This is a genomic window from Leisingera caerulea DSM 24564 (assembly GCF_000473325.1).
In the GTDB taxonomy this organism is placed as follows: domain Bacteria; phylum Pseudomonadota; class Alphaproteobacteria; order Rhodobacterales; family Rhodobacteraceae; genus Leisingera; species Leisingera caerulea.
Map to the genome: position 1 here is coordinate 1,993,217 of NZ_KI421513.1, position 13,841 is coordinate 2,007,057.

Consider the following 13,841-nt stretch of genomic DNA (forward strand, 5'->3'; position numbering starts at 1 on the left):
GGGGCACAAACCAGGGGGTGGCGACTGTTTATTAAAAACACAGGGCTCTGCGAAGCCGCAAGGCGACGTATAGGGTCTGACGCCTGCCCGGTGCCTGAAGGTTAAAAGGAGGGGTGAGAGCTCCGAATTGAAGCCCAGGTAAACGGCGGCCGTAACTATAACGGTCCTAAGGTAGCGAAATTCCTTGTCGGGTAAGTTCCGACCTGCACGAATGGCGTAACGACTTCCCCGCTGTCTCCAACATCGACTCAGCGAAATTGAATTGCCTGTCAAGATGCAGGCTTCCCGCGGTTAGACGGAAAGACCCCGTGCACCTTTACTACAGCTTCGCACTGGCATCAGGATTGTGATGTGCAGGATAGGTGGTAGGCATCGAAGCCGGAACGCAAGTTCCGGTGGAGCCTCCCTTGAGATACCACCCTTCGCACTCTTGATGTCTAACCGCGGTCCGTTATCCGGATCCGGGACCCTGCGTGGCGGGTAGTTTGACTGGGGCGGTCGCCTCCTAAAGAGTAACGGAGGCGCGCGAAGGTTGGCTCAGAGCGGTCGGAAATCGCTCGTTGAGTGCAATGGCAGAAGCCAGCCTGACTGCAAGACTGACAAGTCGAGCAGAGACGAAAGTCGGCCATAGTGATCCGGTGGTCCCGCGTGGAAGGGCCATCGCTCAACGGATAAAAGGTACGCCGGGGATAACAGGCTGATACTGCCCAAGAGTCCATATCGACGGCAGTGTTTGGCACCTCGATGTCGGCTCATCTCATCCTGGGGCTGGAGCAGGTCCCAAGGGTACGGCTGTTCGCCGTTTAAAGAGGTACGTGAGCTGGGTTTAGAACGTCGTGAGACAGTTCGGTCCCTATCTGCCGTGGGTGCAGGATACTTGAGAGGAGTTGCCCCTAGTACGAGAGGACCGGGGTGAACGATCCACTGGTGGACCAGTTGTTATGCCAATAGCAGTGCTGGGTAGCTATGATCGGACAGGATAACCGCTGAAGGCATCTAAGCGGGAAGCCCCCCTCAAAACAAGGTATCCCTGAGGGCCGTGGAAGACCACCACGCCGATAGGCCGGAGGTGTAAGCGCAGCAATGCGTTCAGCTGACCGGTACTAATCGCCCGATAGGCTTGATTTGATCCAGTAACAGACAGTGTTACTCGAACCAAATAAAGCAAACCATCCAAAACAAAAAACTTGGACAAACGTTGATTGTATTGCCTTCCGCTTGTGGAAACGTCCTGTGACGTAACTCAGGTGCGGCAACGCGCATTTGCTTTGCAAATACGCTGCCTGCCGCTAACCGAGAAAAATCCACCTGCCGAAGGCATCTGGATTTTTCTCGGTTTGGTGGCCACAGCACAAGTGAAACACCCGGTCCCATCCCGAACCCGGAAGTTAAGCACTGTCGCGCCGATGGTACTTGGGCTCAAGCCCTGGGAGAGTAGGTCACCGCCAAACCTAGTAAAATCCAAATAACTCTCTTAAACGGGTCAATAACACCTGTCGCGGGATGGAGCAGCCAGGTAGCTCGTCAGGCTCATAACCTGAAGGTCGCAGGTTCAAATCCTGCTCCCGCAACCAACACTAATTCCTCAGAAATATCAAAGGCTTCGGATAAACCGTCCGGGGCCTTCTTCGTGTCCGGGCCTTGCGCACCCGACGCAAGCCGCAGCAGCCCGGCCAGATCCCCCTCCAGCGTCAGATCCAGGCCAGAGCCCTCCGACGCTGGCGTCAGCACGATCCGCTCCACCAATGCGCGCAGCGCCTCCTTGGCGTCTTCCATGCCTTCGGCGGAGCCAAGGGTCCGGATCAGCCGTGACACCCGTTCGCGGTAGGCCTCTGCCATCGACGGGTGAAACACCACCGTGTCCGGGGCAGGGGTCTGCTCCAGCTCCCGTTCCAGCTGCTGGCGCCGGGTGTCGAGCTCGATCATCCGGTCCTTCACCTGGTCTGCGGGAATGCCCGCAATGATCGCATCCACCAGCTTCTGGTGGTCCCGTTTGGCGCGGGCCAGTGCCTGTTCCTTTTCCTTGCGGTTCCCGGCGGCTGCGGCCTTCAGCCGGTTGCGCTCGGCAGTGTATTCCTCGCAGAAGATCTGCACCGCGTCCGGATCCATCAGGTGGTTGGCCAGCGCATCCAGCACCCGGGCTTCCAAGTCGGCCTGTTTGATGGTGCGCTTGTTGCTGCAGACCGCGGCCCCCTTGTTCCGGGCCGGGGAGCAGCCAAAGCTGTCCTTGGAGATCTTGGCAAAGCCGCCGCCGCAGCAGCCGCAGGCCATCAGGCCGGAGAACAGCGTCTTCGGGCGGCGCCGGTCCCAGACCGGCACATTGGTGCCCGCGGTCTTTAGTTCGCCCTGGCGGGCCCGGACCGCATCCCAGAGATCCTGTTCGACGATCCGCAAATACGGGACGTCGGTGACCGTCCAGTCGCTTTCCGGGTTCAGCCGCGAGATGCGCTTGCCGGTCTGCGGATCCTTCACGTAGCGAAGCCGGTTCCAGACTTGCCGGCCGATGTAGAGCTCATTGTTCAGGATGCCGGTGCCGCGCTGGCGGTTGCCGTGAATGGTGGAGGCACCCCAGTGGCGGCCGGACGGGGCAGGCACGCGCTCCTTGTTGAGCGCTTCGGCGATCTTCTTGGGGGACAGGCCACTGGCATAATCCTGGAAGATCCTGCGCACGATCTTGGCCTCTTCAGGATTGATCTCGCGCTCGCCGCGGATCGGTTCACCATCCTCTCCGACCTGGTTCCTGATACTATAGCCGTAGGACTTTCCCCCGGCGGACTTCCCTTTCAGTGCCCTTCCCTTGAGGCCGCGGCGGGTTTTGTCGGCGAGATCCTTGATGAAGAGAGAGTTCATTGTCCCTTTGAAGCCGACATGGAGGAGATCAATCTCGCCTTCCGAGACCGTAAAGATCGGCACATCCAGGAAGTTCATCTGCTTGTAGAAACTAGCCGTATGTTCGAGGTCCCGCGCAAGACGATCCAGGAACTCGGTCACGATCACGTCGAAGGCGCCGCCACTTGCGTCTTGCTGCAAGCGCTGAAACTCGGGCCGGTGCTGTGTTTGGCCAGAGACCGCGTGGTCAGAATAGATGCCTTCAACACTCCAGCCACGTGCTTCGATCATGCTGCGGCAGAGGCGAATTTGATCCTCGATCGAAGTGTCGCGCTGCAATTGCGTTGAATAGCGGGTGTAGATGGCAGCTCTGAGCTTGGGCTGGGACATGGCGGTGTTCTCCGGTGGTTTGATGTTAACCGGGAGTTTTGCCGTCCCGGTGGTCGGCGCGGGCTGCCTCGCGGGCGAGGGCGCGCAGGAGTTCGTGAAGTGACGCGCGGGTGCTGGCGTCCTGCCGGCAGGAGCCGTTTTGCGGGCGGCCGGGTGTTTCCGGCGCCTGCTGGCATTCGGCATGTCTCTTCCGGTCCCGTGCCATTGGCCGAGGTCTCCTGTCTCCGGTGGGCGGTGGCCGCCCGCGTGTGCTGATGGAGACAGTTTACTGCGCCGGATTGGGTTGGAGCGACCCGGGTTGTAACCCTGCGGAGACGGAAATTGTGGATAAGGGCCTCGAAATACGGAACTTTCCCTCTGCAGAGGGAGCTGGGCAGGGATGCGGGGCATAGACCGCTCCGGCGGGGCTTTGGGACAAAGTATTTCCGGAAGGGAATTATCCGGATTTTGGATCAACCGGAGCCTGCACCGCGGAAGTTTGCGCATAAGAATTGTGCAAACCTCGCGGCGGTGCGGCTTGGTTGGCGGGCGCATCTACTGGTCCAGGACCGGGTCTGGGCCATTTTTGCGCGGCACATCGCGCAGCCAGGACCGGACCGCCTTGGTATCGAGCTCTCGCTCACGGACCAAAGCTTTAGCCATGTCCTGCAGCAGCTGCTGATGGGGGTACAGCAATGCACGGGCGTGGTCCTCGGCGTAGTCGAGCCGCTCCTGCAGGCGCTGGCGTTCGCAGGCCGTCAGGCGGGAGGGATCCTGCGGCCCAAACCAGCCGTTGCCGTAGGCGCCGAGTCCCAGCTCGTGGTCCACTGCCAACGCAATCCGCGCAGCCTGTGCCAAGTCGGACGTGGCGCCCCCGCCGGCCCCGGCAGAAACAGTATTGAAGACGAGCCGCTCCGCTGCCCGCCCTGACAAGTGGATATACAGCTGGCGTTCAAAGTCCGCCGGCAGACCTGCGTTCGGGGGAACATCCCGCTCAATTGTGCCGCCAGATGGAGACAGGCTGATCCTCGTGATCGTCTCGCCGTAGCTCCACGAGGTGATGGCGTGACCGACTTCATGAATGGCGATGCGGTACAAGAGGTCTTGGTTCTCCTCCTGCGCCATGACCCCGAGATGGCGGCGCAGAAGCTGCAGATCGAGCGCGCAGCCGCTGTGCCGGGCTTCACTGCGAGCAGAGCGCACCGCGGCGTCCACGTCGGCGGCGGTCTTGCCAATGCAGTCCCGCGCCAGCTGCTGCAGATCCCCCTCTTGGATTGCGTCCTGCAGCCGCTCAGCAAGGAGGTGCTGCAGCATCGCCATGTTTGGCAGCGGCATCTCGATCTTGATGTCAAACCGCCCGGCTCTCAGCACCGCGGGGTCGATGTGCTGCGGGTGGTTGCAGGCACCAACCACCATGATCCCTTCCTCCAGACCGATGCGGTCCATCTGCTCCAGGAGACCAGCGATCACCTGCGATCCATATCTGCTGCCGTGGGTGTCGCCGCTGGTGCGCGAGCTGATCGCGTCGATCTCATCGATGAACAGGATACAAGGCGCATTCTTCCGGGCTTCATCGAAGCTTCTTCGCATCGCGAGCAGCAGGTTGCCCAAATGACCTGCGCTTTGCCATTCCGCGCAGCTTGTTTGGACGTAATTGACCCCGGCGCTCCGGCCCATCGCGCGGGCGAGATGGCTTTTGCCTGTGCCGGGTACGCCGTGCAACAGCAAAGAATGGGGGATCTGGTCCCAGGCAATGCTGCCTTCGGCCCACATGTGCAGGTCTGCAACCAGTTGCCGGGCGGTGTCATAGGACCGGCCAATGCCTGTGATCTCCTCCCTCGGCGCGTGGGCTTCGGGTGGTGAAGCGGCAGCGGCAGCAAGCGCCTGGGACAGGCGTTGCGCCATCTTCTTCGCTGTGGGCGCACGCAGGGCAAAAGAGAGTGCGGGGGTGGAGAGCTCTTGCAACTGGCCGTTCGGGGGCAGCGCGGCGCGGGCGGCGGCTTCATCAATGCGGCCCGTGCGGCTGTGGGTCCGACGCAGCAGGGCGATCAGAAAATCTGCGTCCACCTGTGGCACTGTCAGCTGATGGCAGTGCTCCGCCACCAGCGGCGCCGGCAGTGCCATCTCATCCGGCAGGCAGATCCACAAAGGCTGGCTGTGCGCCAGACCCTTGATGATCAGATCCTGCAGCTCATCAATGTGTTGCTGTTCAATCGCACCATCGCGGGCACTGGGGACAGCGAGGGTCACGCGCTGAGGCAGCTGCACCTGGCGCCGGGCGTCATAGGCCTGCCAGCCCGGCGGCAGCAGGGCGTGGTTGAGGAGATTTTCCATGTTTGCAAAGTCGCGGGGAGGAATGTTGCGCAGGATCAGCACGGTGCCACGGGCAAGCTGCGCATCCACTGCAGCCGGGGAGCCGAAGGTCGCGGCGATCCGCAGCAGCAGAAGCAGCTTGTCTGCCGGCAGGTCTGTGCCCGGCAGCCAGCGGCCCGTGTCATCACAGGCATATGGGTCGGCACCTTCCTGCTCCAGCGCTTCCCAGAGTTCCGGCGGCAGATGCCGCGCGTCCGGCTGCTCGCTCAGATGCTGCAGCAAAGAATGGGGGTGATCCGGTGCAGGGGGCACAAGGGGCTCCTCGGCGCCAGCACTGTCGTCTGGCGCGTCTTCTTTGAGTGTCTTGCGCCGAGTTTGCTGCAGCTCTCTGTGATAGAGATGATAGCGGCGGGCGCAGTCTTCGGCGAACTGCCACCAATCGGGGCGCGCGGGGGAGTGGTTGAATTGGTTCATGGCAAACCTCCAGTGAACAGGCAAAGAGGATCGGGCGCCTGGCAGAGCCGGGCGTGAAACAGTTCGGAAATTGAAGAGGGGGCGCTTAGCTGTCTTCTTCTGCCTCGATGGCGTCGAGCATCGCGAAGATCACCTGGGCCGCATCGGCGAAATAGACCTCACTTTTGACCCTCAATTCATGGGCGTAGAGGTCTGGCGGCGCGACGCTGTCGGGGTGCTCTGCCTTCAACCGCGCATGCAGGCCTTTTTCAATTTGCACAGCTGTGTGGCCGGAGCTGATGGGAACCGTCCGCAGGACCTGCGCTTCCGTCTCTTTGGTCTTCAAGAGCTGATGGTAAAGGCGGGAGACGGGATCGCGGCTGTAGCCGAGTTTGATCAGCTTGGCACCTTTGGCGAGTTTGAGCTGCATGACGTAGAGAAAGCTTGGCGCACTGCTCCAGCCCTCACTGCAATTGCTGCATTGAAACCGGCCAGTCTGCATGTTGGCTCGTGCGATCCGCTGAACATGGCCGCAGGACGCATGCCGGTACAGACGGTAGTTCTGGTTCCTGTTCGGATCCGGTCCAATCAGCTCCCAACCCTGCGCGGAGGCTTCTTCTTGCTCCTTATGCTGCTGGCAGAGTTCGCAGCGTACGTCGCAGACGCCTTCGGCGGCACGCTTCACCATCTCAAATTGCCGGCGCAAGTTATGGCCGCAGGGGGCGATATAGTGGGCATAGTGACGGTCTTCCGGATCGCGGCCTGCCCACTTCAAACCTGCGGCCACAGCGTCGGCCTGCCACCGGTTTTGAATGCAGTGCGGGCACTGCGGCTGGCTGTTCATAAGAACAAAGATCTTGCTGGCATGTGCCCGTCGGCAGGTGTGGCAGGATAGGAGCAGGTGATAGCGGTCCTTGATGCGCTGCAGGATGCCGAAGCCCTTGGCTTCGGCGGCGGCGCGCCAATGGGGATGGACCGTTTGCGGGAAATGTTCGCAGGTTGAGTGGGGCATGGCAGCCTCCGCATGGCAAAATTGGGCAGGGCAGGCGCCGGGACTGGCGCTTGCTGAAACTTCAGACATGGCATGGCTGAGCCGGGCGCAGCGGCGTGTCCGCCGCGGGCCGGGGTCAGAAGAATGCTGGGATGGTGGGCTTAGTTGGGCAGGAAGTTCTGCGCTTCAGCCGCTAAGGAGAGTTCGACGAGTGCGTTCATCTGACGTGCGGCTGTCTGCAGCAGGGCCTGGCAATCACCATCTTCGACGGTGAACAGCTCCTGGTTCTCATGGAATAGCTGCTGAAATCTGAGAGCCTCTTCCGGCCCCGTGGACTCGATGAGGAAGTGCAGCAGCATGCTCATGCGCTGCATTGGCAAATCTTCGGCACTGACCACCGGCGCAGTCAGGATGTCACCGCTGAGTTTAAGGCAATCCTGCCATTTGGCTTCTACGGCCTCTTGGATATCGGTGGATGCCGGATCCCAGGACAGTGCGTGCGACAGATCACGCTCCAGTTCGAGGGCTTCGTCCACTGCCTTGGTCAGTGTGTCGAAGGTGCAGGTGATGAAGGTGGGGCTGTCATCTGCGGCTGATGCGGACCACAGGGCTTTTGCCGCGCCGGGGCGCGTGATAACGGGAGTGGTAGTCATGCTGGTCTCCTAGTCGAGGTCAGTGTGGTTAGGGCGAGGTAAGAGGTTCCAGCTCTTGCCTCGCCTGAACAATGTGCGATAATGCCATCATGATGTCAACATCAAAATGGTAATATCGGAATGGCCCCTCCCAAGAAAGACACAGAAGCGCTAACGCTCAGATTGCCGCGAGAACTCATAAATGCAATCGATGACCGACGTCGTCTTGAACCTGATCTCCCAACCCGTCCGGAAATGATTAGGCGCGCATTGATTGACTGGCTGGAGAAAACAAGCTGATCGGCAACAGGCTACGGAAGCGAAACAACCTTCACCCCTTCCAGATTATCGAAAAACAACAAGTCATCCCAAGCCCCCGGCAGGGCGGGTCCAGCAAGCTGCTGGCCGCAGGAAGCATGTTTGGGCGGAGCCTGGACTGCGACCGAGGAGGGGATCGAAGGGTGTAGGGTAAGCATCGGACATTACAGGGTGGTGATTGCCCGCTCGCGCTAAGCTGTGCGGACGGGGTTGACTGACCGATTTCTATAGATCTGCAGGTTGCCGATCTCTATCTCCAAGCTTGTATGTATCCAAAGACCAGCAAATCTGTGAAGCCGCCGTTCGTCTTTTCTTCAGCATCCGTCGCTGCGAGCTCTGACCGGGCATTCGCCGTGCCAGGCGTGAATGACGGTAGACAGCCCAAGCACTAAATCGCTCCGCGATAGGGGTTCTGTGTGGCAGGCGTCGCGCTGAACCGGGATTTGTTTCGCGGTTTTCGATGTCGGGTGTGTGCTGTTGGTCGAGGTGATTTTACCTCGATTGACAGAGGGTTTTGCCATGACCATTCAGCATCCTACACCGACGACACCGCTTCGTGGCCGCATGATCGCGGATATGTCCGCACGCAATCTCGGACCTGCGTCGCAGACCAGCCACCTGCGGGCCTGCAAGCGGTTTGCCTCCTGGCTCGGGCGATCTCCGGAGACAGCTTCACCGGATGACGTGAAGCATTTCCAGCTGCATCTGATCGAGAGCGGGACCAGTATCTGCACCCGCAACCAGACCATGACCGGGCTGAAGTTCCTGTTCCGGGTCACCCTGCGCCGGCATGACCTTGCGGCCGAAGTGTTCCACCTCAAAAAGCCCGTGAAGGTTCCCCTCGTGCTGAGCCGCAACGAGGTCAAACGCGTTCTGGCCATGGCGCCCGGCCTGAAGGCGCGCGTAATGCTGTCACTCGCCTATGGATGCGGCCTGCGGGCAAGCGAGGTCGTCCGGCTGAAGGTCGGCGACATCGACGGGGAACAGAACATTATCCGCATTGTGCAGTCGAAGGGACGCAAGGACCGCAACGTGATGCTGCCCGTTGATATTCTGAGCCTGTTGCGAGTCTGGTGGACCGAACGCCCGACCGTCAACGACAGGGGGGTGTCCGGGCCTGATCGCGCGCTCTTTCCCGGCTATTGCGGGCGGCATCTTTCGGCCAGACAGATCTCGCGGCTGTTCAAGCAGGCAGTGCTGGCCGCCGGGATCACCAAGCCGGTCACTCTGCACACCTTGCGTCACAGCTTCGCGACGCACCTGCTGGAACGCGGCGTGGATATCCGGATCATTCAGGCGCTGCTCGGGCATGCCAAACTCACCACGACGGCGCACTATGCCAGCGTTGCCACCGGCATGATCTCGGCGGTGGAGAGCCCGCTGGACGGCCTGACCGCGGCGAAGCGCAGGAAAGGCGCCTCATAGACTGCGTTGTCCCGGCCGAAGCTGGAGGTTGCGGATATCTTCCGGGTCCATGGTTCTGCCTGGCGGGCGGCCAATGCAGGCCATATCAGCCTCGACCAGTTGAAAGTGATGCACGCCATCACGCGCTGCCGCACGGCAGCGCTCGGCGGCCATGCCGCGCGGTGTGAAGACTGCGGGCATGAACACATCGCCTATAATTCCTGCCGCAATCGCCATTGTCCCAAATGTCAGGCGGGTGCGGCAAAGGTCTGGCTGGCGGCGCGCGAGGCCGAACTGCTGCCCGTGCGGTATTTCCATCTGGTCTTCACCCTACCGAAGCCGATCGCCGACATCGCGCGCACCAACAAGCGGGAGATCTACAACCTGCTTATGCGGGCGAGCGCGGATACGGTGATCCGGGTCGCCGCCGACCCCAAGCACCTCGGCGCCCGGGTCGGCATCACGTCCGTGCTGCACACCTGGGGCTCAGCAATGACGCACCACCCGCATGTCCACATGATCGTGCCCGGCGGCGGCTTGTCTGCGGACGGGGCGCGGTGGATCGACTGCCGCAGGAACTTCTTTTTGTCCGTCCGGGTTCTGTCCCGCCTGTACCGGCGGCTTATTCTGGACGGACTTGCCCGGCTGCACGATGCCGGAACGCTTCAGTTCTTCGGCGATCACGCCGAGCTCGTCGATCGCGCGGTCTTCAACGCCTTCCTGCGACCGCTGCGCAAGATCGACTGGGTCGTCTATGCCAAGGAACCGTTCGCCGGGCCAAAAGCCGTGTTGGCGTACCTATCGCGCTACACGCACAGGATCGCGATCTCAAACAGCCGACTGATCCGGTTCGATGCACACAGCGTGACATTCAAGGTCAAGGATTACCGCGTCAACGGTCCCGGGAGGCATACCACCATTACCCTGAAGACCGGCGAGTTCATTCGGCGCTTCCTGATCCATGTCCTGCCCAAGGGGCAGCATCGCATCCGCCACTACGGCTTCTTCGGGAATGGCAACCGTGCGGCCAATATCGCCAGGATCAGGGAACTGCTCGGGAACGGACAGCCAGGTCCGGATCTCGGGCACGACGGCACGGCCGGTGACACCGATGCACCCGCCCGCGTCCTCGCGCTGCCATGCCCCTGCTGTGGCGGGCGGTTGATCATCTCCGAAACCATTGCGCCAGAACGGTACCCCAGAGCGCCGCCAGGAGCAGCGAGGGCCGCTGCATGACACGCGCGCCAAAGACCGGAAGTCCAATTGCCGCTGCTCACGTTACCGCTTGCGGCCAAGCCGGAATGCCTGCAACCCGGATAGCAGTGGTGCGAAGGTTGTCGGCCCCCGCAAGACGCGGCGCATGCCCATCAAAGCTCGCAGAATCCGTACCGAAGCTGCCTGCAACGAGCGCGCTTGGGCCAACCTGCAGAGCAATAACCAAGGCAATCAACCCCTTCAAATCCCCATAGACCCAGCTGGTCTGCCCAATTCCAACACCGCGATTTCCCGCTTGCGCGCTTCTCCGACGCCAGGCAATGCCGCGCATCATTCAAACGTCGCGCGTGGCGTCCGAGAAACCTGCAGCAACACGGACTTAAGAAGATACCAAAGCAGCACTTGCAATGGATTGCGGCCGACAACGCAGCCGTAAGTTATCGGGCTTGAATGAAACAGTGTGCAATTACTGCTCCCGCGTTCAACGCTAATTCCTAATATATATCAGAGGCTTCGGTGTGTCATTCGGGGACTTCTCCGTCTTTGGGCCTGAAATGCACTGTCTGGATTGGTCCGACGTATTGTTTAAGAAAGGGAAGGCCGAGAACACCTGGCGATCCGGGTGCTGCGCAAGCTGAACTTAACCGAGGTCATCGGCGCCCTGACCGACCTGTTCATCCTGCGAGGACCCCAAAATATGTGCGAAGCGACAGCGGGTCTGAGTTCGCCGCTCAGGCGGTGCGGGATTGGATCGCGGCCGCCGGCGCCAAGACGGCCTGCATTGAACCAGGAAGTCCTTGGGAGAACGGCTATGTTGAGAGCTTTAACGCCCGGTTCCGCGACGAGTTGCTGAACCGTGAAATCTTCTACTCACTGCTTGAAGCACAGATCATCATCAAAGGCCGGAGAAAACACGACAATACCAAACGGCCCTCCCAGTGCCTTGGGCTGCCGACCATCGGCTCCGGAAGCCATCGTCTTGATGGACCACAGGCCTATCATGCACCAACTTTCAATTTGGACCACTTAAGAGATGCTGCTCATTGTCAGGCTCCCGGCAAATGCAATCATGCCGGTTTTTACATGCCCAACTCTGCGGCTTTCCACATAAACCTGAAATCACGGTGGCCGGATCTTGCACAGCTGCGCCAGCCATTACAAAACAACAGGTTGCGCCCACAGCGTTTTCCTCCCCAACTCAGCGGCCGGCAGGGACTTTGGTCGAATACCGCGGCTTCTGCCGATGGGTTAAGCCTTTAGGCAGCACCGGATCGAGTGCCTGCAATCGAAGGTGCATGGCTGCCAGTTCCGCTGCATTTCTTGGATCAATTCTTGGGAGGAATGGAATGAACATCCACACGAAAGGGCTGGCCAATTCGGCACTGGACACTGCGCATCTGGGCGTCGAATTTCCGTTCAAGCCCCGCTATGGCAACTTTATCAATGGCGAATTCATTGAGCCCCGCTCGGGCCTGTATTTCGAGAATACAACCCCGATCACCGGCGATGTGATTTGCGAAATCGCCCGCTCAAACGCCGAGGATGTCGAGGCGGCCCTGGATGCCGCCCATGCGGCGTTTCCGTCCTGGGGCAGGACCTCGACCACCGAGCGCGCCAACATGCTGCTGAAGATCGCCGATATCATGGAGGCGAACACCCAGCTTCTGGCCGCGGCGGAGACGCTGGACAACGGCAAGCCGATCCGCGAGTCGATCGCCGCCGACCTGGCGCTGTGTGTCGATCACTGGCGCTATTTCGCGGGCTGCATCCGCGCCGAGGAAGGCCATATCTCCGAAATCGACGCGGACACCTATGCCTACCACACCCCGGAACCGCTGGGCGTGGTGGGGCAGATCATCCCGTGGAACTTCCCGCTGCTGATGGCGGTATGGAAGCTGGCGCCGGCGCTGGCGGCGGGCAACTGTGTGGTGCTGAAACCGGCGGAGCAGACCCCGGCCTCGATCATGGTGCTGGCGGAGCTGATCGCCGACGTGCTGCCGGCGGGTGTCTTGAACATCGTCAATGGTTTCGGGCTGGAGGCGGGCAAGCCTCTGGCGTCGTCCAGCCGGATCGCCAAGATCGCCTTTACCGGCGAGACTACCACCGGGCGGTTGATCATGCAGTATGCCAGCCAGAACCTGATCCCGGTGACGCTGGAACTGGGCGGCAAGTCGCCGAACATCTTCTTTAAGGATGTGATGGCCGCCGATGACGCCTATTTCGACAAATGCCTGGAAGGCTTCACCATGTTTGCCCTGAACCAGGGCGAGGTCTGCACCTGCCCCAGCCGGGCGCTGATCCAGGAGTCGATCTACGACGACTTCATGGGCCGGGCCATCGAACGGGTGAAGGCGGTGAAGCAGGGCAACCCGCTGTCGATGGACACGATGATCGGCGCCCAAGCCTCGACCGAGCAGAAGGAGAAGATCGCCTCCTACCTGCAGCTGGGCAAGGATGAGGGCGCTGAGCTGCTGACCGGCGGCAATGTCTCCTCCCTGGAGGGGCTGGAGGGCGGCAACTACATCGAGCCGACCGTGTTCAAGGGACACAACAAGATGCGGATCTTCCAGGAGGAAATCTTCGGGCCGGTGCTGTCCGTCACCACCTTTAAGGACGACGCCGAGGCGCTGGAAATCGCCAATGACACGCTTTACGGCCTGGGCGCCGGGGTGTGGACCCGCGACACCAACCGCGCCTTCCGCTTTGGCCGCGGCATTCAGGCAGGCCGGGTCTGGACCAACTGCTATCATGCCTATCCGGCGCACGCGGCCTTCGGCGGCTACAAGCAGTCGGGCATCGGCCGGGAGAACCACAAGATGATGCTGGATCACTACCGCCAGACCAAGAACCTGCTGGTGAGCTACAGCCCCAACGCGCTGGGGTTCTTCTAAGCAACCGCGTGACGGGCGGTCCCGGAATTCCGGGACCGTTTGCTTTTCCATTCAGCCTGGGGAGAGTGCAATGACCGGAACAACCGGCATGACCGTGACAGCAACAGAGGCGGCGCTGGACCTGATCGGCGAACTGAAGTCGCGGTTCGGGGCGGATCTGCTGTTTCACCAGTCCGGCGGCTGCTGCGACGGGTCCGCGCCGATGTGCTTTCAGCAGGGCGATTACATCATCGGCGGCAGTGATGTGCTGGTTGGGGAGATCGGCGGGGTGCCGTTTTACATGAATGCCGATCAGCATGCGCGCTGGCAGCACACCAGCCTGGTGATCGACGCCATCGACGGCATTGGCGGAATGTTCTCGCTGGAAAACGGCAGCGGCAAGCGGTTTCTGACCCGCTCGGACGTCTGCCAGCGCTGAGGCGCACC

Annotated in this window: 10 protein-coding genes, 1 tRNA gene, 2 rRNA genes and 1 pseudogene (1 of these 14 cut by a window edge); 10 read left to right on the forward strand and 4 right to left on the reverse strand. The window is 61.0% G+C overall.

The window, feature by feature from the left end:
- From CAER_RS0116900 to CAER_RS0116910, 3 genes are all read left to right on the forward strand, one after another.
- Nucleotides 1-1,128: ribosomal RNA gene (locus tag CAER_RS0116900) — 23S ribosomal RNA — on the forward strand; it begins 1,700 nt to the left of the window's first position.
- 208 nt (nucleotides 1,129-1,336) lie between these two features.
- Nucleotides 1,337-1,451, forward strand: a 5S ribosomal RNA gene (gene rrf / locus CAER_RS0116905).
- A 46-nt stretch (nucleotides 1,452-1,497) separates the two neighbouring features.
- Nucleotides 1,498-1,574: transfer RNA gene (locus CAER_RS0116910), tRNA-Met, on the forward strand.
- Here CAER_RS0116910 and CAER_RS29285 read toward each other — a convergent pair.
- On the reverse strand, nucleotides 1,531-3,219 hold the full coding sequence (locus tag CAER_RS29285) for a recombinase family protein (protein ID WP_084299641.1): 1,689 nt from the start codon (nucleotides 3,217-3,219) through the stop codon (nucleotides 1,531-1,533). The two genes, CAER_RS0116910 and CAER_RS29285, sit on opposite strands and share 44 nt — an antisense overlap.
- Between CAER_RS29285 and CAER_RS30635 the strand changes: the two genes are divergently transcribed.
- Nucleotides 3,191-3,322: a hypothetical protein gene (locus tag CAER_RS30635; protein ID WP_281172282.1), complete on the forward strand. Its 132-nt coding sequence runs from the start codon at nucleotides 3,191-3,193 to the stop codon at nucleotides 3,320-3,322. The genes CAER_RS29285 and CAER_RS30635 overlap by 29 nt on opposite strands.
- A 431-nt stretch (nucleotides 3,323-3,753) precedes the next feature.
- Here CAER_RS30635 and CAER_RS28140 read toward each other — a convergent pair whose 3' ends face one another.
- From CAER_RS28140 to CAER_RS0116940, 3 genes are all read right to left on the reverse strand, one after another.
- Nucleotides 3,754-5,985: an AAA family ATPase gene (locus CAER_RS28140; protein ID WP_051357801.1), complete on the reverse strand. Its 2,232-nt coding sequence runs from the start codon at nucleotides 5,983-5,985 to the stop codon at nucleotides 3,754-3,756.
- A gap of 85 nt (nucleotides 5,986-6,070) precedes the next feature.
- Nucleotides 6,071-6,976 carry a hypothetical protein gene (locus CAER_RS0116935; protein ID WP_027236475.1) on the reverse strand — a complete coding sequence of 302 codons (906 nt, stop codon included), beginning with the start codon at nucleotides 6,974-6,976 and terminating at the stop codon, nucleotides 6,071-6,073.
- Nucleotides 6,977-7,116: 140 nt separating this feature from the next.
- Nucleotides 7,117-7,608, reverse strand: a complete 492-nt coding sequence (locus CAER_RS0116940; RefSeq protein WP_027236476.1) for a hypothetical protein — start codon at nucleotides 7,606-7,608, stop codon at nucleotides 7,117-7,119.
- 120 nt (nucleotides 7,609-7,728) lie between these two features.
- Here CAER_RS0116940 and CAER_RS29750 point away from each other — a divergent pair, with 120 nt between their 5' ends.
- From CAER_RS29750 to CAER_RS0116965, 6 genes and pseudogenes are all read left to right on the forward strand, one after another.
- On the forward strand, nucleotides 7,729-7,887 hold the full coding sequence (locus CAER_RS29750; RefSeq protein WP_154667786.1) for a ribbon-helix-helix protein, CopG family: 159 nt from the start codon (nucleotides 7,729-7,731) through the stop codon (nucleotides 7,885-7,887).
- Between the two features lie 537 nt (nucleotides 7,888-8,424).
- On the forward strand, nucleotides 8,425-9,330 hold the full coding sequence (locus tag CAER_RS0116945) for a tyrosine-type recombinase/integrase (RefSeq protein WP_027236477.1): 906 nt from the start codon (nucleotides 8,425-8,427) through the stop codon (nucleotides 9,328-9,330).
- A gap of 6 nt (nucleotides 9,331-9,336) precedes the next feature.
- Entirely contained in the window at nucleotides 9,337-10,545 is a 1,209-nt protein-coding gene (locus CAER_RS0116950) for an IS91 family transposase (protein ID WP_027236478.1), read from the forward strand.
- Nucleotides 10,546-11,125: 580 nt separating this feature from the next.
- Nucleotides 11,126-11,554 (forward strand): annotated as a pseudogene (locus CAER_RS29290) (integrase core domain-containing protein); the annotation flags it as partial.
- 316 nt (nucleotides 11,555-11,870) lie between these two features.
- Nucleotides 11,871-13,415: an aldehyde dehydrogenase gene (adh, locus tag CAER_RS0116960; protein WP_051357802.1), complete on the forward strand. Its 1,545-nt coding sequence runs from the start codon at nucleotides 11,871-11,873 to the stop codon at nucleotides 13,413-13,415.
- Between the two features lie 70 nt (nucleotides 13,416-13,485).
- Nucleotides 13,486-13,833, forward strand: a complete 348-nt coding sequence (locus tag CAER_RS0116965) for a DUF779 domain-containing protein (protein WP_209320205.1) — start codon at nucleotides 13,486-13,488, stop codon at nucleotides 13,831-13,833.
- Nucleotides 13,834-13,841 lie beyond the last annotated feature (8 nt).